25 protein-coding genes are annotated in these 21,948 nt (G+C 69.9%); 10 read left to right on the top strand and 15 right to left on the bottom strand.

The window, feature by feature from the left end; all coding sequences use genetic code 11:
• Positions 1–517: 517 nt before the first annotated feature.
• The 5 genes from AB8A24_RS15320 to AB8A24_RS15340 are packed head-to-tail and all read right to left on the bottom strand — an operon-like array spanning position 518 to position 6,414.
• Positions 518–1,528 carry a LacI family DNA-binding transcriptional regulator gene (locus tag AB8A24_RS15320; RefSeq protein WP_266390899.1) on the bottom strand — a complete coding sequence of 337 codons (1,011 nt, stop codon included), beginning with the start codon at positions 1,526–1,528 and terminating at the stop codon, positions 518–520.
• Positions 1,516–3,105: a glycoside hydrolase family 13 protein gene (locus tag AB8A24_RS15325; protein ID WP_328963595.1), complete on the bottom strand. Its 1,590-nt coding sequence runs from the start codon at positions 3,103–3,105 to the stop codon at positions 1,516–1,518. The genes AB8A24_RS15320 and AB8A24_RS15325 overlap by 13 nt, the downstream gene beginning before the upstream one ends.
• A gap of 51 nt (positions 3,106–3,156) precedes the next feature.
• Positions 3,157–4,068 carry a carbohydrate ABC transporter permease gene (locus AB8A24_RS15330; protein WP_328963594.1) on the bottom strand — a complete coding sequence of 304 codons (912 nt, stop codon included), beginning with the start codon at positions 4,066–4,068 and terminating at the stop codon, positions 3,157–3,159.
• Between the two features lie 2 nt (positions 4,069–4,070).
• Positions 4,071–5,132 carry a carbohydrate ABC transporter permease gene (locus AB8A24_RS15335; RefSeq protein ID WP_369476071.1) on the bottom strand — a complete coding sequence of 354 codons (1,062 nt, stop codon included), beginning with the start codon at positions 5,130–5,132 and terminating at the stop codon, positions 4,071–4,073.
• A gap of 7 nt (positions 5,133–5,139) precedes the next feature.
• The gene (locus AB8A24_RS15340; protein ID WP_328963592.1) at positions 5,140–6,414 is read right to left on the bottom strand and encodes an extracellular solute-binding protein; all 1,275 of its coding nucleotides are present in this window, start codon (positions 6,412–6,414) and stop codon (positions 5,140–5,142) included.
• Between the two features lie 222 nt (positions 6,415–6,636).
• Between AB8A24_RS15340 and AB8A24_RS15345 the strand changes: the two genes are divergently transcribed.
• The 4 genes from AB8A24_RS15345 to AB8A24_RS15360 all read left to right on the top strand — a co-directional run bounded on the left by AB8A24_RS15345 (position 6,637) and on the right by AB8A24_RS15360 (position 10,609).
• Positions 6,637–8,328: a glycoside hydrolase family 13 protein gene (locus tag AB8A24_RS15345; protein ID WP_369476073.1), complete on the top strand. Its 1,692-nt coding sequence runs from the start codon at positions 6,637–6,639 to the stop codon at positions 8,326–8,328.
• A 26-nt stretch (positions 8,329–8,354) separates the two neighbouring features.
• The gene (locus tag AB8A24_RS15350) at positions 8,355–9,389 is read left to right on the top strand and encodes a LacI family DNA-binding transcriptional regulator (protein WP_266390910.1); all 1,035 of its coding nucleotides are present in this window, start codon (positions 8,355–8,357) and stop codon (positions 9,387–9,389) included.
• Positions 9,390–9,487: 98 nt separating this feature from the next.
• Positions 9,488–9,631, top strand: coding sequence for a hypothetical protein (locus tag AB8A24_RS15355; RefSeq protein ID WP_328963590.1), 144 nt, complete (start codon positions 9,488–9,490; stop codon positions 9,629–9,631).
• Positions 9,632–9,712: 81 nt separating this feature from the next.
• Complete coding sequence (locus AB8A24_RS15360) at positions 9,713–10,609, top strand: phosphatase PAP2 family protein (protein ID WP_328963589.1); 897 nt, start codon at positions 9,713–9,715, stop codon at positions 10,607–10,609.
• A 13-nt stretch (positions 10,610–10,622) separates the two neighbouring features.
• Here AB8A24_RS15360 and AB8A24_RS15365 read toward each other — a convergent pair whose 3' ends face one another.
• The 5 genes from AB8A24_RS15365 to AB8A24_RS15385 all read right to left on the bottom strand — a co-directional run bounded on the left by AB8A24_RS15365 (position 10,623) and on the right by AB8A24_RS15385 (position 13,928).
• Positions 10,623–11,054 (bottom strand): GNAT family N-acetyltransferase, encoded by a 432-nt coding sequence (locus AB8A24_RS15365; RefSeq protein ID WP_328963588.1) that lies wholly within the window; start codon positions 11,052–11,054, stop codon positions 10,623–10,625.
• A gap of 126 nt (positions 11,055–11,180) precedes the next feature.
• On the bottom strand, positions 11,181–11,678 hold the full coding sequence (locus AB8A24_RS15370; protein WP_328963587.1) for a GNAT family N-acetyltransferase: 498 nt from the start codon (positions 11,676–11,678) through the stop codon (positions 11,181–11,183).
• A 9-nt stretch (positions 11,679–11,687) separates the two neighbouring features.
• Entirely contained in the window at positions 11,688–12,521 is an 834-nt protein-coding gene (locus AB8A24_RS15375; protein ID WP_369476078.1) for an SMI1/KNR4 family protein, read from the bottom strand.
• Between the two features lie 358 nt (positions 12,522–12,879).
• Positions 12,880–13,083 carry a DUF397 domain-containing protein gene (locus AB8A24_RS15380; RefSeq protein WP_369476079.1) on the bottom strand — a complete coding sequence of 68 codons (204 nt, stop codon included), beginning with the start codon at positions 13,081–13,083 and terminating at the stop codon, positions 12,880–12,882.
• The gene (locus tag AB8A24_RS15385) at positions 13,080–13,928 is read right to left on the bottom strand and encodes a helix-turn-helix domain-containing protein (RefSeq protein ID WP_369476080.1); all 849 of its coding nucleotides are present in this window, start codon (positions 13,926–13,928) and stop codon (positions 13,080–13,082) included. Before AB8A24_RS15385 ends, AB8A24_RS15380 begins: the two co-directional genes overlap by 4 nt.
• Before the next feature lie 109 nt (positions 13,929–14,037).
• Between AB8A24_RS15385 and AB8A24_RS15390 the strand changes: the two genes are divergently transcribed.
• From AB8A24_RS15390 to AB8A24_RS15415, 6 genes are all read left to right on the top strand, one after another.
• The gene (locus AB8A24_RS15390; RefSeq protein ID WP_369476081.1) at positions 14,038–14,502 is read left to right on the top strand and encodes an ATP-binding protein; all 465 of its coding nucleotides are present in this window, start codon (positions 14,038–14,040) and stop codon (positions 14,500–14,502) included.
• 203 nt (positions 14,503–14,705) lie between these two features.
• Positions 14,706–15,551: a helix-turn-helix domain-containing protein gene (locus AB8A24_RS15395; protein WP_369476083.1), complete on the top strand. Its 846-nt coding sequence runs from the start codon at positions 14,706–14,708 to the stop codon at positions 15,549–15,551.
• Positions 15,552–16,008: 457 nt separating this feature from the next.
• Complete coding sequence (locus AB8A24_RS15400; protein ID WP_369476084.1) at positions 16,009–16,524, top strand: CAP domain-containing protein; 516 nt, start codon at positions 16,009–16,011, stop codon at positions 16,522–16,524.
• 52 nt (positions 16,525–16,576) lie between these two features.
• Positions 16,577–16,849, top strand: coding sequence for a hypothetical protein (locus AB8A24_RS15405; protein ID WP_266390922.1), 273 nt, complete (start codon positions 16,577–16,579; stop codon positions 16,847–16,849).
• A gap of 75 nt (positions 16,850–16,924) precedes the next feature.
• Positions 16,925–17,200 carry a hypothetical protein gene (locus AB8A24_RS15410; protein ID WP_369476085.1) on the top strand — a complete coding sequence of 92 codons (276 nt, stop codon included), beginning with the start codon at positions 16,925–16,927 and terminating at the stop codon, positions 17,198–17,200.
• Between the two features lie 548 nt (positions 17,201–17,748).
• The gene (locus tag AB8A24_RS15415; RefSeq protein WP_369476087.1) at positions 17,749–18,516 is read left to right on the top strand and encodes a CAP domain-containing protein; all 768 of its coding nucleotides are present in this window, start codon (positions 17,749–17,751) and stop codon (positions 18,514–18,516) included.
• A 70-nt stretch (positions 18,517–18,586) separates the two neighbouring features.
• Here AB8A24_RS15415 and AB8A24_RS15420 read toward each other — a convergent pair whose 3' ends face one another.
• From AB8A24_RS15420 to AB8A24_RS15440, 5 genes are all read right to left on the bottom strand, one after another.
• Complete coding sequence (locus tag AB8A24_RS15420) at positions 18,587–19,051, bottom strand: hypothetical protein (protein WP_369476088.1); 465 nt, start codon at positions 19,049–19,051, stop codon at positions 18,587–18,589.
• Positions 19,052–19,115: 64 nt separating this feature from the next.
• Positions 19,116–19,631, bottom strand: coding sequence for a hypothetical protein (locus tag AB8A24_RS15425; RefSeq protein WP_369476090.1), 516 nt, complete (start codon positions 19,629–19,631; stop codon positions 19,116–19,118).
• Positions 19,632–19,633: 2 nt separating this feature from the next.
• Positions 19,634–20,131, bottom strand: a complete 498-nt coding sequence (locus AB8A24_RS15430) for a hypothetical protein (protein ID WP_369476091.1) — start codon at positions 20,129–20,131, stop codon at positions 19,634–19,636.
• Positions 20,132–20,145: 14 nt separating this feature from the next.
• Positions 20,146–21,486: a hypothetical protein gene (locus AB8A24_RS15435; protein WP_369476092.1), complete on the bottom strand. Its 1,341-nt coding sequence runs from the start codon at positions 21,484–21,486 to the stop codon at positions 20,146–20,148.
• A gap of 9 nt (positions 21,487–21,495) precedes the next feature.
• Complete coding sequence (locus tag AB8A24_RS15440; RefSeq protein WP_369476094.1) at positions 21,496–21,852, bottom strand: hypothetical protein; 357 nt, start codon at positions 21,850–21,852, stop codon at positions 21,496–21,498.
• Positions 21,853–21,948 lie beyond the last annotated feature (96 nt).

A 21,948-nucleotide genomic window follows, 5' to 3' on the forward strand; every position in this document is an offset into this window, starting at 1 on the left:
GGCGGACGGTGTCGGGACCGGTTCGGCCGCGTGCACCGGTGCGGCGGCCAGAAGGCTGACGATCAGCCCTGCGGCGGCCACGCCGGCCGCCCCTCGACCCAGGACGTGCGTGTTCGACATGAAGGATCCCCCCTGCTGACGAGTGCATGACATATGACGCCATCCGACCCGGCGCGAGAGGCCGCCACGCACGAGCGTGCGCGTCTATGGTGACGATGGCGATGGCGCCAACAGGCCCCCCTGCTCGTCGCCTTGACACCGGGTCAGACGGGAAGAGCATCACGGCCCGACCCACCCAGCGTCAACATTTATTGAAAATGACTCGGATCCAGAGCGTCGAGCCTGGCTCAATACGGCGAGCTATTTTGCACCGCAATAGACGCTTAAATGCCCGCATTAGGGGCAGTCGATGCCACGATCGAGCCACTGAACATGACGTGAATCCCACCTAGGATTTTCTATTCAGAGAAAGAAAAAGCGGGGGTGGGCTGTAGCCCACCCCCGCCCGGCGAAGCTGCTACGGCACCTGTGCCGTCGAGCCCCGCACCACCAGTTCCGGTTGGAAGACGTACTCCGTGCGCTGGACCGGGGTGCCCGACACCGCCTCCAGGAGGGCGCCCACCGCCGCCGTCGCCATCGCGCGTACCGGCTGGCGGACCGTGGTCAGCGGCGGGTCCGTGAACGCGATCAGCGGGGAGTCGTCGAAGCCGACCACCGACACGTCCTGCGGCACCCGCAGCCCGCGCTCGCGCGCCGCCCGGATCACGCCGAGCGCCATCGGGTCGCTGCCGCACACGATGCCCGTGCAGCCGCGGTCCAGCAGGGCCATGCCCGCCGCGTGTCCCCCCTCCACCGTGAAGAGCGTGCGCTGGATCAGCCCGTCCGCCTCCGCCGTCGGCAGGGCGGTGAGGAAGCCCTGCTCCTTGCGGGCCGACGGCACGTACCGCGTCGGTCCGATCGCGAGGCCGATCCTGTGGTGCCCCAGGTCCTGGAGGTGCCGTACGGCCATGTCCGCCGCCGCCCGGTCGTCAGGGGAGATGAACGGGGCGTTCACCTGCTCGTTGAATCCGTTGATCAGAACGAACGGCACCCCGCGCGCCGCCAGTCGCTGGTAGCGCGCGGGGTCCGCGTGGGCGTCGGCGTGCAGGCCCGACAGGAAGACGATCCCGGTGACCCCGCGTTCCTCGAGCTGTTCCACGAGTTCGTCCTCGGTGGCCCCGCCCGGGGTCTGCGTGCACAGGACCGGCGTGTAGCCGTGCCCGGCCAGCGCCTGCTCTATGACTTGCGCGAACGCCGGGAAGATCGGGTTGGTGAGCTCCGGGATCAGCAGCCCGACCAGCCCGTTGCTGCGTCGTTTGAGCCGTACGGGCCGCTCGTAGCCCAGCAGGTCGAGCGCGGCCAGCACCTTGTGCCGGGTGCCGGCCGCCACGCCCGGTTTGCCGTTGAGCACGCGGCTGACGGTCGCCTCGCTGACCGCGGCCTGCGCGGCGATGTCCGTCAGCCTCAGAGGGGAAGTCACCCCTGCCACCACACCGTGGTGTCCGCGGGGAGGACGTCGGGGTCGGCGAGGTCGCCGCTCGCCAGCAGCACGGTGCCCGGCGCGGGCAGCCGTACCGGCTCGTCCGTGGTGTTCACGGTGCAGACGAAGTCTCCGCGCCGGAAGGCCAGGACGCCGGCCGGGGCGGGCAGCCACTCGACGGCGTCGCCCGCGCCCAGCGCCGGGTGCGCGCGCCGTACCCGCAGCGCGGAGCGGTACAGCTCCAGCGTGGACTCCGGGTCGCCGGTCTGCGCCTCCACGCTGAGCCCGGCCCATTCGGCGGGCTGCGGGAGCCAGCTGCCGCCGGTCCCGAAGCCGTACGGGGCCTGGTCGCCGCTCCACGGGATCGGTACGCGGCAGCCGTCGCGGAGCCCGTCCTGGCCGTTCGCCTTGAAGAAGGAGGGGTCCTGGCGCACCTCGTCCGGGAGGTCCACCACCTCCGGGAGGCCGAGCTCCTCGCCCTGGTAGACGTACGCCGACCCGGGCAGGGCCAGCATCAGCAGGGCGGCGGCGCGCGCCTTCTCCAGGGTGCCGAAGCGGGTGCGGTGGCGGACCACGTCGTGGTTGGACAGCACCCAGGTGGTGGGGGCGCCGACGGGCCGCATCGAGTCGAGGGACTCGTCGATGGTGGCGCGCAGGGCCTCGGCGTCCCAGCCGGTGTTCAGGTAGTGGAAGTTGAAGGCCTGGTGCAGCTCGTCGGGGCGCAGGTACATGGCGGTGCGGTCGGCGCTGGGGGTCCAGGCCTCGGCGACGCCGATGCGATCGCCCGCGTACTCGTCGAGGACCAGGCGCCAGGAGCGGTAGATCTCGTGGACGCCGTCCTGGTCGAAGAAGGGCAGGACCTGGTTGCCGAGCAGCTTGAGCTGTTCGTCGCGGCCGAGGTCGGGCAGGCCGGGGGCCTTGACCAGGCCGTGGGCGACGTCGATGCGGAAGCCGTCGGCGCCGAGGTCGAGCCAGAAGCGCAGGATGGAGCGGAACTCGTCCTGTACGGCGGGGTGCTCCCAGTTGAAGTCGGGCTGCTCGGGGGCGAAGAGGTGCAGGTACCACTCGCCGTCCGCGACGCGGGTCCAGGCCGGGCCGCCGAAGATCGACTCCCAGTCGTTCGGGGGCTCCGAGCCGTCCGCGCCCTGTCCGGGGCGGAAGTGGAAGCGCTCGCGCAGCGGGCTGCCGGGGCCTTCCCGCAGCGCCTGCTTGAACCATTCGTGCTGGTCGGAGCAGTGGTTCGGGACGAGGTCCACGATGATGCGCAGGCCCAGTTCGTGGGCTTCGCGGATCACGGCGTCGGCGTCGTGCAGGGTGCCGAACATGGGGTCGATGGCCCGGTAGTCGGCGACGTCGTAGCCGGCGTCGGCCTGCGGGGAGGCGTAGAAGGGGCTGAGCCAGACGGCGTCGACGCCCAGCTCCTTGAGGTAGGGCAGGCGGCTGCGGACTCCTTCGAGGTCCCCCATGCCGTCCCCGTTGGAGTCGGCGAAGCTGCGCGGATAGACCTGGTAGATCACCGCTTCTCTCCACCAGCCGGGCTGCGTGCCGGTGGAGGTGGGGAGCGCGTCGGCGAGGTGCTGGGTCATGGTGTCCTTGAAGAGATCGGGCCGGGGGTGAGAAGGGGCAGGCTCGGGTGGTCAGCCCTTGGTTGCGCCTGCCGTCATCCCGGCGACGAGGTGACGCTGGGCGAAGACGAAGAAGATCGCCGCGGGGATGGCGATGAGCACCGAGGCGGCGCTCATGGCTCCCCAGTTGGAGGTGTACTGCGTGACGAAGGTCTGCAGTCCGCCGGCCAGGGTGAGGTTCTCCTCGCCGACCATGAAGGCGGAGGCGTACGCGACCTCGCCCCAGGCGGTGATGAAGGCGTAGAAGCCGGTGACGGCGAGGCCGGGCTTGGCGAGCGGCAGGATGAGGCGCCAGAAGGTGCCGAAGGGGTTGAGCCCGTCGACGCGGCCGGATTCGTCGATCTCCACCGGGATGGTGTCGAAGAAGCCCTTCATCATCCAGGCGCAGAACGGCACGGCGATGGTGAGGTACGTGATGATCAGACCGAGCGGCTGGTTGAGCAGGCCGAGGTCGCCCATCAGGTTGTAGAGCGGCACGATGAGGATCGCCATCGGGAACATCTGCGTGATGAGCAGGGTCCACATGAGCGGCTTCATGCCGGGGAACTTGAAGCGGCTGACCGCGTATCCGGTGGTGGCGGCGATGAAGACACCGAGGACGGTGGTGACGCCGGCGACCAGGACGGAGTTGGCGAACCAGCTGAGGAAGTGGCTCTGCTCCAGCAGGTTCGTGTAGTTGCTGAGGGTCGGTTCCTTGACGAAGTCGGTGGTGACCGCGTGCTTGGCCGGCTTGAGCGAGGTCAGCACGATCCACAGCACCGGGAAGACGGCGATCACGGACGCCACGACGAGGGTGGCGTGCAGGCCGACGGAGGCGAGCGGGGAACGGCTGCCCCGGGCGCGGGCGGTCGCCTTGCCGGCGGCCCCCTTGCCGGAGGTCGCCTCGCCGGTGGTGGCCGTACGAGCGGTGGTCGCGGTGGACATGGTCACCACACCTCTCCCTGCTTGCGCAGCGAGCGCCGGTAGACCAGCGCGAAGATCATGAGCAGGGCGAGGATCAGGACGCCCCACGTGGCCGAGCCGGCGAAGTCGCGCGGGCTCGACACGAACGCCTCGCGGAAGGCCTGGGTCACCAGGATCTCGGTGGAGTCGCCGGGTCCGCCGCGGGTGAGCAGGAAGATCACCGGGAACATGTTGAAGGTCCAGATGGTGGAGAGCAGGATCACCGTCATGCTCACCGCGCGCAGTCCGGGCAGGGTGATGTGCCGGAAGCGCTGCCAGGCGCTGGCGCCGTCCATCTCGGCGGCCTCGTAGAGCTCGCCGGGGATCGACTGCAGGCCGCCGAGCAGGGCGACCATCATGAAGGGGACGCCGAGCCAGACGTTGACGGCGACGACCGAGAACTTGGCCCAGGTCGGGTCGTCGAGCCACGGGATCGCGGCGATGCCGCCACCGTCGAGGATCTTGTTGAGGATGCCGTTGTCGCGGTTGAAGAGGAACCGCCAGGCGAAGACGGAGACGAAGCCGGGAACGGCCCAGGGCAGGATGAGCGCCATCCGGTAGGCGGCGCGGCCCCGGAAGTCCCGGTTGAGCATGTTGGCCAGGATGAGACCGAGCGTGAAGGTGATGGACACGCACGCGACGGTCCACATCACCGTCCACACCAGCCGCTGCAGGAACACCGGGTCGCTGAGCACGGCCACGTAGTTGTCGAGTCCGACGAACTCGTACGTGGCCTCGATGTGCCGGGCGCCGATGGTGCGCGAGACGTTGCGCTCGGTGGCGTCGGTCAGCGACAGGTAGACGCCCCGGACCAGCGGCCAGCCGATGATCACGCCGAGGACGAGCACCACCGGGGCGACCATGGCCCAGGCGTACCAGTGCGTGCCGACGGGGCGCCGGAGGCCGGACGCGCCTTTCCCACCGCGGGCACCGCCGCGGTTACCGCTGTCGCTGTCAGTCCTGCGGCTCCGGCCGCGGGCGGCGACGTCGTTCTCGACGTCGTCGCCCGCGGCCTTCGCCACCGACTGGCTGGTGTGAGCAGCCATGGTTTCGTTACTTCCAGCCCTTGAGGATCTTGCGGAACTCGATGCCGGCCGCCTTGGCCGCGTCCTCCGGGCTCGACGCCCCGGTGATCGCCTTGGTGTATTCGACCTTCAGCGGCTCGAAGAGGGAGCCGTTCTCCGGGATCCAGGCTCGCTCGACGGCCTTGTCCACGGCCGGCTTGAAGAACTGGACCATCTCGTTGCCCTTGACGTCCGGCAGCTCGTAGGCGGCGGTCCGGGTCGGGAGCAGGCTGAGCTCCTTGGTCGACTGCACCTGGACCTCCTGCGAGGTCATGTACTCGACGAAGGCGTGCGCGGCAGCGGTGTTCTTGGAGCCGGCGTAGACGCCGAGGTCGTGGCCGCCCTGCGGGGCACCGGCCTTGGCGGAGCCGGCCGGGACCGCGGCGATGCCGAGGTTGGCCTTGTCCTTGAACTGGTCGCCGGCGTAGGTGTCGGCGACGGCCCACGGACCGTTGATCATCATGGCGGCCTCGCCGGTCTTGAAGGCCGTCTGCATGTTGGTGTAGCCGTCGGTGGCGTTGGTGATCGCCGCGCCGGAGCTGACCAGGTCGCGGGCGGTCTTGAAGGCCTTGACGCCCGCCTCGTTGTCGACGGTGACCGTCTTGTTCTTCGCGTCGACGAGGTCGCCGCCCTCGCCGTAGATCAGCGGGAGGAACCAGTAGGAGTCGTCGCCGCGCAGGTAGAGAGCGGCCTTGCCGGTCTTCGCCTTGATGGCCTCGGCGGCGGTCTTCAGCTCCGCCAGCGTCTTGGGGGGCTGGACGCCGGCGTCGGCGAGCATCTTCTTGTTGTAGAAGAGGCCGAGGCTGTCGATGACCTGCGGGACGGCGTAGGTCTTGCCCTCGAACTTGCCGCTGGCCGCGGCCTGCGGGAGGAACTCGGCGTCGACCTTCTTCGCCGTCTCGGCCGGGACCTCGTCGAGGTAGCCCAGGGAGGCGAAGTCCGCGACCCAGCCGACGTCGGCGCGGATGACGTCAGGCGCGTCGGAGCCGCTGCTGAAGGCGTTCTTGACCTTGTTCTGCGCGTCGCCGTACGGGACGTTGACGTACTTGACGGTCACCTTCGGGTGCTTCGCGGTGAACGCCTCGGCGATCTTCTGGAAGCTGGCCTTCTCGGCGTCGTTCGAGGTGTCCCACCACGTGACCGTGCCGGAAAGCTCGCCGCCTGCCTTGGTGCCGTCGGCCGCGTCCTTGTCGTCCCCACCGCAAGCCGTTGCCGCGAGCGCCAGGGTCGCGACCAGCGCGGTGGCCGCTATGCCACGCCGCATATGAACTCCTTCGATGATCCCGGCCGCGCCCTCGCGGTCCCGAGTTGCCAGGAACGTAACAAGACTGAAAGAGGACCGAAAGACCTTGCGCAAACTTTCTGCAAGCGGAGGCGATCGTTACATCCGTGTGTCCGTACGGTTGCCGCAGCTTGCTGTTAGTTCGAGTCACCTTCGACTGCCCGGGCCCGCAACCAGGGGGCATGTACCCGCGTTGACCCCGATATGACCCACGACTCGACGGCCGTCCAGCTTGCAAGCTCTTCCAGCAAAGCGACCGCGAGCGGTGGCTGGTGGCGCGATGCCGTCATCTATCAGGTGTACGTGCGCTCCTTCGCCGACAGCGACGGAGACGGCATCGGCGACCTCCGCGGGGTCCGCTCCCGCCTCCCCCACCTCGCCCGCCTCGGGGTCGACGCCGTGTGGCTCACCCCCTTCTACGTCTCCCCGCAGGCGGACGGCGGCTACGACGTCGCCGACTACCGGGCCGTCGACCCCCTCTTCGGGGACCTCTCCGACGCCGACGAGCTGGTCCGGGCCGCGCACGCGCTGGGGCTGCGCGTCATCGTGGACGTGGTCCCCAACCACACCTCCGAGCAGCACCCGTGGTTCCGGGCCGCCCTCGCCGGGGATCCGGGGGCCCGCGAGCGCTACCACTTCCGTCCGGGGCGGGGTGCTCGCGGGGAGCTCCCGCCCAACGACTGGGAGTCGATCTTCGGCGGCCCGGCCTGGACCCGGGTGCCGGACGGCGCCTGGTACCTGCACCTCTTCGCCCCCGAGCAGCCGGACCTCGACTGGGACCACCCCGAGGTCGCCGCCGAATTCACCTCCGTCCTGCGCTTCTGGCTCGACCTCGGCATCGACGGGTTCCGCGTCGACGTCGCCCACGGCATGGTCAAGGCCCCGGGCCTGCCGGACATCGGCCGCGGTGCCCAGGCCACCCTCATCGGCACCGAGCCGCTCCCCTTCTTCGACCAGGACGGGGTCCACGAGATCCACCGCTCCTGGCGCCGCCTCCTCGACTCCTACGCGGGCGGGCGCATCGGGGTCGCCGAGGCCTGGGCGCCCACCTCGGAGCGCCTCGCCCTGTACGTACGCCCCGACGAACTGCACCAGGCCTTCAACTTCCGCTTCCTGAACTGTCCGTGGGACCCCGCCGCGATGCGCACCGTCATCGACGAGTCCTTGGCCGCCACCACCGCCGTCGGCGCCCCCACCACCTGGGTGCTGTCCAACCACGACGTCGTACGCCATGTGACCCGGTACGGCGGCGGGGCCCGCGGCCTGGCCCGGGCCCGGGCCGCCGCCCTGCTGATGCTGGCCCTGCCCGGGTCGGCGTACGTCTACCAGGGCGAGGAGCTCGGCCTCCCGGAGGTGGTGGACCTCCCGGACGAGGTGCGCCAGGACCCCGCCTTCCTGCGCACCGCCGGACAGGACGGGCTGCGCGACGGATGCCGGGTGCCGCTCCCCTGGTCCGGCGCGGAGCCCCCGTACGGCTTCGGGCCGGCCGGCAGCTGGCTCCCGCAGCCCGCCGGCTGGGGTGACCTCGGCGTCGCCGCGCAGACCGGCGACCCGCACTCCACGCTGGAGCTCTACCGGGCCGCCCTGGAACTGCGCCGGGCGATGCCGGGCCTGGGCGCACCGGAGGCGGGCACGGGCCACGGACCCGGCGCCATGTCCCTGGCCGAGGCCGAGGCCGAGGCCGAGGAGTCGTACCCCTGCGGGATGCGCTGGCAGTCCGCCCCCGAGGGCGTGCTCCTCTTCACCCGCCCCGGTTTCGCCTGCACCCTCAACAGCCGCTCCGGCCCGGTCGAGCTTCCCGCGCCCGGTCGTCCCGTACTCTCCAGCGCCCCGGTGGAGACGGACGGCCGTACCGTCCGGCTTCCACCGGATTCGTGCACGTGGTGGTCATGGTGAACGTCCGACCGGTACAGTCCAATCCCGTGACCGCACGGCTAGCCGACATCGCAGCCCAGGCGGGGGTCAGCGAAGCCACAGTCAGCCGCGTGCTCAACGGCAAGCCCGGTGTGGCCGCAGGCACCCGCGAATCCGTGCTGGCCGCCCTCGACGTACTCGGCTACGAGCGGCCCGTGAAGCTGCGCCAGCGCAGTGCGGGGCTCGTCGGTCTGATAACTCCTGAACTGGACAACCCGATCTTCCCGGCGCTCGCCCAGGTCATCGGTCAGGCCCTGACCCGGCAGGGGTACACGCCGGTGCTGGCCACGCAGACGCCCGGCGGGTCCACCGAGGACGAACTGACCGAGATGCTGGTCGACCGCGGGGTCTCCGGGATCATCTTCGTCTCCGGTCTGCACGCCGACACCACGGCCGACATGGGCCGCTACGACCAACTCCGCGGGCAGGGCGTTCCGTACGTCCTCATCAACGGGTTCTCCGAGAAGGTCCAGGCCCCCTTCGTCTCCCCCGACGACCGGGCCGCGATGCAGCTCGCCGTCACCCACCTCACCGCGCTCGGGCACACCCGCATCGGGCTCGCGGTCGGACCGAAGCGTTTCGTGCCGGTCCTGCGCAAGATCGAGGGCTTCCGGCTCGGGATGAAGGAGCGGCTCGGCCTCGGCGAGGCCGAGATCGAGGAGCTGATCCAGCACTCCCTCTACTCGCTGGAGGGCGGCCAGGCCGCCGCGACCGCGCTGATCTCGCGGGGCTGCACGGCGGTCGTGTGCGCGAGCGACATGATGGCGCTCGGCGCGATCCGGGCGGCCCGGCAGCAGGGGCTGAAGGTGCCGCAGGACGTGTCGGTGGTCGGCTTCGACGACTCCCCGCTCATAGCGTTCACCGATCCGCCGCTCACCACCATCCGCCAGCCCGTGCAGGCGATGGGTCAGGCCGCGGTCCGGACCCTGCTGGAGGAGATCGGCGGCACGCCGGCCCCGCACAGCGAGTTCGTGTTCCTGCCCGAACTGGTGGTGCGCGGCTCCACGGCCTCGGGCCCGGGTCAGCGCCGCCGGGACCGGTAGGCAGCCGGCGCCGGCCCGCGGCAGTGGCACGTGTCCCTGCGGCGGCGGAGCGATCCCGGTCCTGATACAGCGCCGCCGCTCCACGGCCCCTCACCTTCGTGGCGCTCGGCGACCTCCCGCCGATCGACGACCTGCTCGACGACCTCGAAGGGCAGCTCCCCGACGGCGTCCCGATCGTCGTCGACGCCACCCGCGGGCAGCAGATCGTCGCCGGGAAGGTGGAGGCTGACACGGCCACGTAGTACCCAGGTCTGAGCGGCTGCGCCGAAGACCGTACCGAGGGATGATCGGAGGCGGGAACGCATCTGGCAGACTCTCTCCCCATGGGTGAATCGAGCGTGAAGACACTGGAAACCCGGACGGACGTCTCATCACCCACCGTGGTCGAGACCGAGACCCGCCCGGGGTCCGAGCGCACCCTGCTCTCCCGGTTGCGAGCCCCGCGCCGGCCGCGTATCTGGTTCGAGGTCCTGCTCATCGCGATCAGCTACTGGACCTACTCGCTGATCCGCAACGCGGTGCCCGAGCAGAAGACGGCGGCCCTCGCCAACGCCGACTGGATCTGGAGCGTCGAGCGGACCCTCGGCATCGCCGTGGAGCAGTCGGTCAACCACACGGTCAACTCCGTGACGTGGCTGATCGTGGGCATGAACTACTACTACGCCACGCTCCACTTCGTCGTGACGATCGGCGTGCTGGTCTGGATCTACCGTTTCCATCCGGGGCGGTACGCCGCCACGCGCATGGTCCTCTTCGCCACCACCGGCGTGGCCCTGGTCGGCTACTACTGCTACCCGCTCGCGCCGCCCCGGCTGATGAACGGGCAGAACTTCATCGACACCGTGCTGGTCCACCACACCTGGGGCTCCATGGCCTCGGGCAACCTCAAGCAGATGTCGAACCAGTACGCCGCGATGCCGTCCATGCACATAGGGTGGTCCCTCTGGTGCGGCCTGACGATCTTCGCGGTCGCCTCGGCCCCCTGGGCCCGGATCCTGGGCCTGCTCTACCCGACGGCGACGCTCATCGTCATCGTGGCCACCGCCAACCACTTCTGGCTCGACGCCGTGGGCGGCATGATCTGCCTGGCCTTCGGCTACACGGTCTCGCGGTCCTGGTACGGCTCCTTCGCCCACCACCTGCCCCGCCACCCCGAGCACACGGGCCCGCACCCCGCGTCGGACCTGCTGAACCGCGTCCTCGCCCGCAGCCGCGCCTGAGGCGACCGCTGCGCTACTGCTCCCCGAGGGCCATCCACTTCCCGGGCGTACTGAGGGTCTCGAAGCCGGCCCGCGCGTAGACGGCGTGCGCGTCGGCGGTCGCGAGCAGCACCCGGCGCAGCCCGTACGGCTCCAGGTGCGCGCACACCGCGTCGACGAGGGCCCCGCCGAGCCCCTTGCCGCGGGCCCCCGGGTCGACGTAGACATCGCAGAGCCAGGCGAAGGTGGCCCGGTCGGTGACGACGCGGGCGTACGCGAGCTGGGCTCCGGAGGCCTGGTCGTAGAGGCCGAAGTTCAAGGAGCCCTCGATGGCGTCCTCCTGCTTCTGCCGACTGCGCCCGAGCGCCCAGTAGGCGTCCTCGGACAGCCACCGGTGGACGAGCCCGACATCGAGTCGGGTGGCGTCGGTGGAGATCTCGTATCCGTCGGGAAGGTCATCGCTCATCCCGGCATTCAACCAGCGACCGCTCGTTCCGTGCCGGCACATATCAACTGCCGGCCGGACCCGGCCACCGCGCGATCCGCGTACGACCTGAGGTGACCGGCGCCGGGGAACGGGAAGTCCGGGGTGTCAGCACGTCCGCTCGTATTCGACCTGGGTGAGGGGCTTCCCGTCGCCGAAGTCGAAGGGCCGTACGGTGCCGCTCTCGGTGAAGCCGCACTTGGTGTAGAAGCGGCGGGAGCGCGGGGTGTCGCGCAGGGTCCACAGGTGGGTACGGGCGAACCCGTCGTCGCGCAGGTGGCGCAGGGTCTCGGTCATCAGCGCGGCCGCGATGCCGCTGCCCCAGCCGTCGGGGTGGGAGTAGAAGGAGAGGATCTCGGCGAGGCCCGGCCGGGTCGCGGATGCCCGGAAGGCGGTCAGAGCGAGCGGGCGGCCGTCGTGTTCGGCCAGCAGGATCGGGGTGTCCGCCTGCCCGACCCTCTCGTGCCACCGCGTCCGCCTGCTCCGGACACCGTGTGCGGCGAACTCGGGATCGAAGAAGGGCGCGTACGCCGCCTCCCAGGCCGCGGCGTGGATCTCGCCGAGGATGTCCCCGTCGTACGGGCCGGCGCGACGAACTGTGAACATCCGGGCACCCTATCCGCGGTCCGCGGGCGGCGCGCCGGTTCCGCTGTGGATCCGGGAGCCGGGGATGAAGCGGAACCTGTCCTCCGCGTCGATGTCGTCGTGGTCGTCGTCGTGGTCGTCGTCGCTGAAGTAGAACGAGGTCGTCGTGCCGGCCACCACGTCGAGGAGGAACTGGCTGCACGAGGCCTCATGGGCCTCCCAGAAGGGGCCGCGGCCCTCGTTGAGGATGACCGTCCACTCCTCCGGCTCGACCCCGGGCCGGACCACCCAGTACAGGACGTGTCCCGAACCCTCCGCGTACCCCCAGGGCACCAGTCGGATGTCGCCGTCCAGGATTTCCGCCGGCTTGGCCTCGCCCGCCTCCCAGAAACGGGTGAGGATCTCCTCGCGCTCCGCGGTCTGGGCGAGGAGGTCGTACATCTTCTCCGGGCAGTCCGGTTCCAGCAGCCAGATCGTTCCGGCGAAGACCCCGCCCCCGTAGGTGTCGACGAGCCGCTTGTAGTCGGCCGGGAGGGCGGTGCCCAGCGCCTCCTCCACGACGGCCCACTCCACGCTGCGGGCGTCACCGGGCGGCGGACACAGACGCCTCAGCGGTTGGGTGTGGCGCAGGCTCCGGGCGATCCGTACATCGTCCGGCAGGGCACTGAACCGGGCCGGCGTCCTGGTGGAATCGAGTACCACGGCGCGCATCCGGTCGCCGACCTCGGCGCGCGGCACGTCCGCCCACCACGAGGGGTGCTTGGCCTGGTCGATGAAACCGTCGTGCCCGTCCGCGTCCACGGTGCATCCCACCGGGGCCACGGCCGTGACGACCACATCGGACTCTTGGTGATCAACAAGCATGCCCCCACCTTGCCCCATGCCGACAAGGGGCGTCCTGCCCGGGCCCGTTCGACCGCGCGGGTGGTCAGCGCAGCCACCTCCGGAGGAATCCCGGCCCCGCAGCGGCGAGGAGACCGGTACGAGCTCCTTCGACGGCGGCGCCCCTACGGAGCCGGCCGCGCCCGGAGCGATCCGGTCCAGGGCCTCGGTGAGGGTACGGACGTAGGCCGCGTCCACCAGGATCCGTTCCCTCTCGTACGGGTGGCTGAGGCGTTCCTCCTGTGCATGTCGTCGCAGACGGCTTTGACGACGAGCTCCCAGCACCACGGCTCGGGCCGCCGGTACCGGAGGACGGCCTCGGTGGCGGCGTCGAGTCTTCTCACGCGGCGGCGAAGGCCACGAAGCCGGTCCAGGCGCGCGCGCTGAGCGTGAGCCGGGCGTCCTCGGGACGCTTGGAGTCCCGGACGAGGACGGTGCCGGGGGTGTGGGCGACCTCGACGCAGTCGGGGCCGTCAGCCGTGCTGTAACTGCTCTTGACCCACGTCAACGCAGAGAGGCCCTCGGCCGACGGCGTGATGCTCATGTCTCCCCCAGTACCTTCTCGACGAACGTCAGCGATGCGCGAGGCGTCAGGGCCTGCGCCCGGATCATGCCATAGCGCATGTCCAGGATCTGGACCTCTTTGGGCTCGGTGATCAAGCGGTGCGTCAGCTGGCCTTCGTTGTGTCCGACCGTCGTTCCGTCGTTGAGGCGCATGACTTTGAACGACGCGGCGAGACCCGAGTGTTCCTCGACCGCAATGGGCATGACCTGGATCTCCACATTGCGCAACCGACCGACCTCCAACAGGTGCTCCAGTTGGCGGCGCAGCACCATCTTGCCCCCGATGGGCCGTCGGAGGACAGCCTCCTCCTGCACGACGGTCAGCAGCGGGGCCGGATGCTGTCGGAGGATTTTCTGGCGCGCCAGCCTTGCCGTGGCCAGGCGTTCGATCTCGTCCTCCGAGAATCCGGGGCGCCTGAGCCCAAAGAGGGCGCGAGCGTACTCCTCGGTCTGCAAGAGGCCCGGCACCACGACGTTGTCGTACGATCCGATCTCAACCGCCTCGGATTCCAGCCTGGCCAGATCGCGAACCTTCTTCGGATACCGGGCCTGCTGGATATCGGTCTTCATCGCGGCGATTTTCCCACCCGCCCCAAGAACCTCGTCCGCCTTGTCCAAGAACTCCGGACGCGGAATGCGGGCGCCGCGCTCGATCTTGTAGATCAGGTTCGCTCCGTAACCCATCCGTTCACCGAACTTCGCCCGGTCGAGTCCGGCGGCCTCCCGCCACATTTTCAGCTGGCGTCCCACCGTGGCGATGACCGCCCCGGATTCGTCCTCAGGGTCGAGTTCCCAGCTCGACTCGTCCGTGCCGTCCGTGCTCACTTCCACCTCCGCGGGACCGGGAGGACACGACGGGACGACTTTGGACAGCCGTCGTACACAGCGCCCTCAACTCTGTTCAGATTACGCGCGGATGGCCACGCTGAGTCACGTGAATCAGGAAATCTGCCTCGTCGCCACGCTCCCCTCCACCCCGCGCGGCGCACGCGCCGCCCGCGCGCTCACGGTCGCCCAACTTACGGAACAGAAGCTTCCGTTCGAGGATGCGGCGCAGGTCGTCGCCGAGCTGGCCGCGAATGCCGTGACGCACGGGAAGGTACGCGGACGGGACTTCCGGCTGGCGTTGCGCATCACGCCCGGGCCTACGCTCCGTATCGAAGTATCGGACACCCGGCGGGAGTTCGGACCGCCGGCGGTGACCGAAGTATCGACGCCCGGGGCGGAGTCGGGGCGGGGACTGGTTCTGGTGTCCGCGCTCGCCACGCGATGGGGGACGGATCACGGGCCCGCACCACTGAAAACCGTATGGGCCGAAATGGATTTGGCGAGTCCGATTTCACCGGATCGAGGTTTCCACGACCCGGTGGGGCGATGTCCGGTGCCGCACGACACCTAATGACAGATAACCGGGAGGAATAACCTCTCCATACCTCCCCCTCCCTCCTCACTCGGTCGGGTGAATCACCCCAACCCAGCTGGCGCATATGCGAATTCGCCGGGCACTCTGGCTCCCGACAACCCCATAGAACGCGTACGGCCCTCGTACGGGACTGGCATCCCGCCCGAGGGCCTGACCAAAGAGAAGGCAAACCCCTTCCCATGGCTGACCAGCAGCTTAGCGTGCCCTCGCGCGCCTCGTCGGGCATCCGACACATCAACCACGACCACCGCCGCGGCTACGTCAAGATCGGCAACCACCTCGCCCAGCACCGCGAGCTGAGCATGACGGCGATCGGCCTGGCCACGCACATCCAGTCCCTCCCGACGGGCAGCAAGGTCACCATCAAGGCCCTGGCCGAGCGCTTCCCGGAGGGCGAGGTCCGGATCGCCGCCGCCCTGCGCGAGCTGGAGACGCACGGCTACCTGGCGCGCCTCAAGGAGCGACTCCCGTCCGGGCATGTCGTGACCTGCACGGTCTCGTACAACAACCCGCCCGCGCGGTCGACGGAGACCCACCGCGAGCGACGCGAGCCCGCCTCGACTCCCCGGCCGGACCCTGATTCCGACCCGGACCCGGAGCCTGCCCCCGCACCCGCACCGGAAGAGGTCCCGGAGGCGGAAGTACCGGAAGCCGAGATCCAGGCCCGGGAGCTACTGGCCCGGCTGCGGTTGCGCGATCCCCGGCTGGTGCTGTCCGAGCGCGACACGGTACGGCTGGCGCCGGCCGCGGCGCGCTGGCTGGAGCGCGGGCTCGTGCCGGCCGCCGTCACCGCCGCCCTGACGCGTGCGCTGCCCTCGGCCACGATCCACTCCCCGGCGGCCCTGCTCGCCCACCGTCTGCGGGAACAGCTTCCGCCCCGGATCCCGGACGCCTGGGCGGCGCACCCCGCGGTCCCCGACCGGGTGGTCCATCCGCTCCGCTCGTGCGAGGACTGCGACCGCGCCTTCCGCTCCCCCGTCCCGGGCCGCTGCACCTCCTGTGCGGCAGCTGCCCCGGCGGCCTGAAGCCGGTGACGGTGTTGCGGATTCGGCTGCCGGGGGCGGACCGGTCCTGGTAACTGTTGTGCCTTCTCCGGGCATGTCCCGCTGCGGCGGAGCATCGCCATGCAGTCGGACCTCCCGACCGATGTGGTGGACCTGCCGGCTCGGGACGAGGACTTCTTCGTCAAGCTCACCCTGTGCCGGTACGGCGACCAAGCCCCGCACGAGCTCGTCGTGGAGATGTACACGTACTGGTACGGCCTGCAGTGGGGCTCCCTGCGCTTCCACCGGAACTTCCGGTCGTGGGGAGGTGCCACCGGTCGTACGGTGGAAGGAGGCACGTGCCCCCGCAGGAGCCTGTGGGTCGTGCACGTCCCCTGTGCAGGCCGCGCGACACCCCGTGGCCGCCCCCAGGGCGGCCGCCCCGAGAGTCGGGTGTCGTGGGCGGCTCCCCACGACCCCCGACGAGGGGAAAACTCTGATGCGTACCAAGAACAGCCGGATCCGTCGCACGTGCGCGGTCGCCTGTACCGTCCCGCTGCTCGTGTTGGGCGGCGCCGCCACCGCGCTCGCCGTCCCGACGGCGTCCGCCTCGGTCACCCGTAGCGTGCAGCAGTCCTCGCCGGACGAGATCCTCGGGCTGGTCAACGCCGAACGGGAGAAGGCGGGTTGTGAGCCCCTGACGGTGGACCCGCGGCTCGCGGCGGCCGCCCAGGCCCACGCCGACGACATGGCGGCGAACGGGCTGACCGCGCACACCGGCTCGGACGGGTCCAGCGACCTGTCCCGCATGGAGAAGGCCGGCTACTCGCCCGCGGGCCCGTCCTCGGAGAACGTCTCCGGACCGGGCCACCACTCCTCGAAGTCCCACGTCGACGGCTGGATGGCCAGCACCAGGGGCCACCGGGCAGCCATTTTGAACTGCACGTACAAGCAGACCGGGATCGGCACGAGCGGTGAGTACGCCGTCGAGCTCTTCGCCGTCCAGTCGCGGTAGCCGCACCGCTGACCGCTGATCCAGCCCGAATGCGGAGAGCAGGTACGCCCCCATGCACATGTCGACCCGTATCGCCGGTGTCCTCACCGGCCTGGCGCTCGCCCTCGGCGGCGCCGCCTTCGCGGCTCCCGCCGCCCACGCGGACGTCACGGCCTGCATCAACCAGGTCGAGCGCGAGCTGCAGGGGGGTGAGGCCCCGGACTCCGTTCGCATGGCCTGCTACGTCGGTCTGACCGGCGACCAGGAGCAGTGCGTGTCCGGCCTGACGGCGGGAGGTGTCACCAACGGGACCGCGGTGAGCGCCTGTCGGGTGGCCCCCGAGTAGGAGTTCCGCCGCCCGCACCACCCCCCGCACCGCCAGTCGTGCCCCCACTCGTTTCCGAGAGCAGGTGTGTGCCCCATGCGCACGTCGACCCGTATCGCCGGTGTGCTCACCGGCCTGACCCTCGCCCTCGGCGGCGCCGCCCTCGTCGCCCCCGCCGCCCACGCGGACATCCCAGCCTGCACGAACATGGTCGCGCAGGCGGGTGTCGAGGTCACCGACGCCGTCACGGCGTCTTGCAGGCAGGGCGTGAGCGGCGATCTGCAAGGCTGCGTGAGCGGCCTGACCGCGGCCGGAGTGCCGGGTGGCGCCGCGAACGGTGCCTGCCGGGCGGCGGCCCTGGAACCGCGGTAGGTCGTCTCTTTCGGATCTTGTCGGTCAGGTCCGCGGGGTATCAGCGGCGCCTGTAGCGCGCGTAGCGCCCGTTTTCCCTCCGAGGGGAAACGGGCGCTTTGCTCCGTCTCGGCCTTTTCGGGTCGATCTGATCCATCGGCCGCCCTGGCGTCCCAGGCGGCCCGGCCGGGAAACAGTGACATGCGTCACGGCACCCCCGGCGGCGGTGGGCTTTCTTGATGGAGCGTTAACCCGGCGACATTTCGATATTTGTCCCTTTTGGAATCGACATTCCCCTCTCCGCCGGAAACGGAATACGCGGCACCGAGGGGCGTGTCCCCGACCGACCAGGTCACAGCTGTTTCTGATCACCCATCAGACGGTTGCGGGAGTGACCAAATCGTGATGATGCACGATCACTGTCCTCTTTCAAGCCGCGCGCCGACCGCCGCGGGCTCGTGATCAGCGGAAACTTGCCAGGCCATTCACAGGCTTCTAAGAATGGCGGCCTCTTCGGTGCCCTGCGATTCCGGCGCCGAAAGCTTCGCGATCACTGAATGAGGTCAGGCATGCAGAAGCATCGGAAGAAGACGTCCTACAAGAAAATAGCCATCGGTGTCGGCGCGCTCGCCATCGTGGGTGTTCCCACCGCTGCCATGGCCTGCTTCGACGGTCAGGACGACGGCCGGACCCGGACCGTGAGCCACCAGCAGCAGCGGCCGTGGCAGTGGCAGCAGACGCCGTCGGCCACGCCGACCACCCTGGCACCCGTGGACGCGCCGCTCCCGAGCGAGACGCCGAGCAGCAGCCCCTCCGAGGCCTCCCCCAGCACCGCCGCGCCCACGCAGCCGGTCGTGGAGACCACCCCGCCCGCGCAGCCCGAGCCCGCGAAGCCGCCGGTCGAGACGAAGAAGCCGACGACGGCACCCCAGCCGTCCAAGCCCGCCGCCCCGCCGGCGAGCGGCTCCGTCGCGCAGGTCCTCGCGCTCGTCAACCAGGAGCGCGCCGCCGCCGGATGCTCGGCCGTCTCCCTGAACGCGAAGCTCACGAAGGCCGCACAGGACCACAGCGCCGACATGGCCTCCCACAGCAACATGTCCCACACCGGCTCCGACGGCTCGGATCCGGGCGCGCGGATCACCCGCGCCGGATACACCTGGAGCACCTACGGCGAGAACGTCGCCTACGGCTACAGCACTCCCGAGAAGGTCATGGAGGGCTGGATGAACAGCCAGGGCCACCGGGAGAACATCCTGAACTGCTCCTTCAAGGAGATCGGTATCGGCCTGGCGCAGCCCGGCAACTACTGGACGCAGGACTTCGGCACCGCCCGCTGACGACGGCGCCACCCCGACATGGCGGACCGCGGACCCACGCAGGGTCCGCGGTCCGCCTCGTCCGTTCCGGTCAGAGCCTGACCAGCACTCCGCGCCAGGTCCAGCCCGCCGTGAGGACCGTGTTCTGCAGGGGGTTCTTCATCTCCCCCGTCTCGAAGCGGAACGTCTCCACCTTGCGGCGGCGGCCGTCGGCGCCCCGCTGGAACTCCCACTGCTTGTAGACCGCTTTCCCCGGACCCCGGCCGTACTGCTCGCCGGAGTGCTCCAGCGAGGGCTCCCACCGCTCTTCGAGTACGCGCACCTCGTGCTTCGCGGGGACCAGCCGCATGCTGGTCTTCAGGGTCAACCGCATCTCGCTGATACGGCACTCCGCCACCAGGTCCGCACGCTCGCGCGAGGTGCCCTCACGCACGACGAACCGCGCCCCCGGACCGCCCAGCGCGAGCAGCGCGTCCCGGAGCTCCTCAGCGGCCCCCGGAGTCATTCCACGGGCCGGGTACCTCGTGCCCGTGCGCCCGTCCCAGAAACGGCCCACCGTCAGCTCCTCGCCCCGTTGTCGGGGCGCACACCGTGCGTCGGCCCGCCCGGCGGTCCGCTCGTCAAAACCTGTACACCACCCCGCGCCAGGTCCAGCCCGCCCCGAGAACCAGGTTCCGCAGTGGGTCCTTCATGTCCCGCGAGTCGAAGCGGAACGTCTCGACCTTGCGCCGCCGGCCGTCAGGCCCCTTCTCATACGTCCACTCCCGGGAAGCCCTGGGCGCCGGCCCACTTCCGGACTCACGCGACACGGCCAACTTGGGCGGATCCCCGACCCACGTCACCTGCACCTGCTCGTCGAGGGTGCGCACCTCGCGCTGCAGGGGGATGAAGCGCATCCGGATCTTGAGTCTCAGCTCCACCTGCCGACGGGAGAAGCCGGAGCCCGAGGCGGGCTTCAGCACCCGCCACTCCGCCACCAGGTCGGCCTTCTCCTTCGGGAAGGCATAGCGGATACGGAACGGCACATCCTGGCCGTTGATCGCAAGCAGCGCTTCCCGGAGCTCCATCGTCGGCAACGGGGCGATCCCGTTGTCGGGGTGCCTGGTGCCGGTGTATTTGTCCCAGAGGCGGCCCATCGTCAGCTCACCGCCCCATTGTCCGGGCGCACCGTGCGTACGAAGTCCTGGAACTGGTGCAGGACTTCGTCATGCTGGGCCCTGGTGGCGGTCAGGGCCAGGCGGATCATCGCCCGCTTGTGCGGGTCCTCGGTGTCCACGAGGGACAGGTACACCTGGGACTGGACCAGCTCGTGGCGGACGCCGTCGGCCACGGCCGAGAAGCTCAGCCGCTGGGTCAGGGCGGGCGCGTCCTCGGAACCGACCTCGCGGCGGTGGACCACCTCCACCGACTCGGCGAACGTGCGCAGCTGCTCCACCGACGCGTCGGCGATCTCGGCCAGGGTCACGTCTTCCTTCGGGAACCCACCGTCGACGGTGATGTTGGCGGTGAACCCGGCGTCCGGCTGCGGATGCACCGCGGCGAAAGCCACATCTGGTACCCCGGCCCCCTCGGGACGGGCCGGGAGCCAGCCCTCCGGCAGCCGGAACTCGATCGGCACCGGCAGTGCTGTGGACATTTCCAACCTTCCCTTCACTGCGACAGACGTAGGTCGATCAACCAGTCTCTGAAGTCGCCGACCGCGTCGCCGACCGAGTCGGCCGCGGCGCCGGCGGCCTCCTTGACCTTGTCAGGATCGACTGTGATCTCGAACCCCAGGGCACCACCCCTCGGGAGGGAAGCACCCGCGTCTGCTCCGAGCTTCCACACACCCGTCGCCTCGTCGTGCTTCAGACCCGCCCAGGCCTTGGCACCGGGCCCGTTCCACCCCTCGGCAGTTCCGCCGATGCCGATCCCCGCATACTCCACGCCCCCGGCGACACCGGCCTTCGTCCCGGCGAACGCCTTCGCCCCCAGCGTGACCTCGTCCTTGGTCGCCTGGGCAGTGCCGCTTATCTCGCCTCCGGCGAAGCCCTCGAAACGCCCGTAGGCACCGAAACGCCCGTTCTGGGCACGCGCCTCGGCCAGTGCCCGCAGCCCTACGGATCCCTCGGCTTTGGCGACGACGCCCTCGCCGGTGATGCCGTAGTTCGCGGTGGCTCTGGCGCCCCCGTAGACATCGGCGACCCCGGAGAGCGCCCAGTCGCCCTTGGGCATCGATCCTTCCGCGGTGACATGGAAGAGGTCGGCGTACGCCTTGAACGAGCCCTCCTTGCCGTACTTGACACCGCTGATGGTGAAGCCCGCATCGGGCCCGGTCACCGTCAGCTTCCCCTCGGGTCCACCGCTCTTCGCAGGCGCGGCTTCGGGCTTCTCGAACTTCTTGAGGTCGCCCTCCGCGTACTTGTTGAAGCCGGTGAGGGTCTCGTCCCTGCCGCTGCCCTTGCCGAGGGCGTCCTTGTTGCTGTCGACCACGGCCGTCGTGAGGGCGTCGTGGACGTGCTGGTCGGCGTCGGAGGCGGCCTTCACCCGGTCGTCGATGTGCTTCTGCCACTTGCCGACGGCGGTCCGGACGGCCGCCTGGCCGTCGGGGTCGTGGTGATAGGCACTGCGTTCGGCGGGCGTGAGCTTGCTGTAGTCGAAGGCGACGCGGCCCTGCTCCGAGACGGTCATGCCGGCGGCGATCGCGTCGTCGCGGGCGCTCTCCAGCTTCTTCCTGAGGTCGGTGAGCAGTTCGTGGGCGCCCCGTAGCAGGCTCGCGACGGCCTTGGCCTGGCTCTGCGCGGCGGAGTACTCGTAGCGGGTCGCCGTGAACTTCACCCGTGCGGCCTGGACGCTGAGACCGGACCAGGTGTCGCCCATGGTGATCTTCTGGACGGTGTCGCCGTAGTGGGTCTCGATCTTCTGCAGCTCGGTCGCCATCGCCTCCCATTTGGCGGCGGCCGTCGACAGCAGACCCAGATCCGTGGTCAGGACTTCGTAGTAGGTCAGCACCGAAGCCCCTTACATCCGGCTCAGTTGCGACTGCGACGTGAACTGGTTACCCAGGCCGATGTCGTTGCTCGTGAAAGAACCCGAGGCACGGCGCAGGGCGGCCTTCTCCCCGGCGAGGCGGCCCATCAGGGTCGTGACCTGCTGGTCCCAGGTGTCCGCCACCTTCTTCAGGGCGGCGGCGGTCTGCCAGCCCTCGAAGCCCTTCCGGGCGGCCTCGATGGCCTCGTCCGCATCCTCGGCGTGCTTCTTGGTCTCGGGTTCCAGATAGTTCTGGATCGTGCCCGCCGCCGCGTTCTTCTCGGCGGGCGACGAGGCGAAGTCCGGGGACCCGCCCCGAACGAACGGCCCGGACGGCGGCAGGGTCACCCCCGGAGCGTACGGACCCATCGGCGGTCCGCTGTTCAAGCGCATGTCGACCGGCTGATCCGGTATCGGACCCAACACGTCTGTCATTTCCGTGCC

The organism is Streptomyces sp. BF23-19 (assembly GCF_041106355.1).
Lineage (GTDB): Bacteria > Actinomycetota > Actinomycetes > Streptomycetales > Streptomycetaceae > Streptomyces > Streptomyces virginiae_A.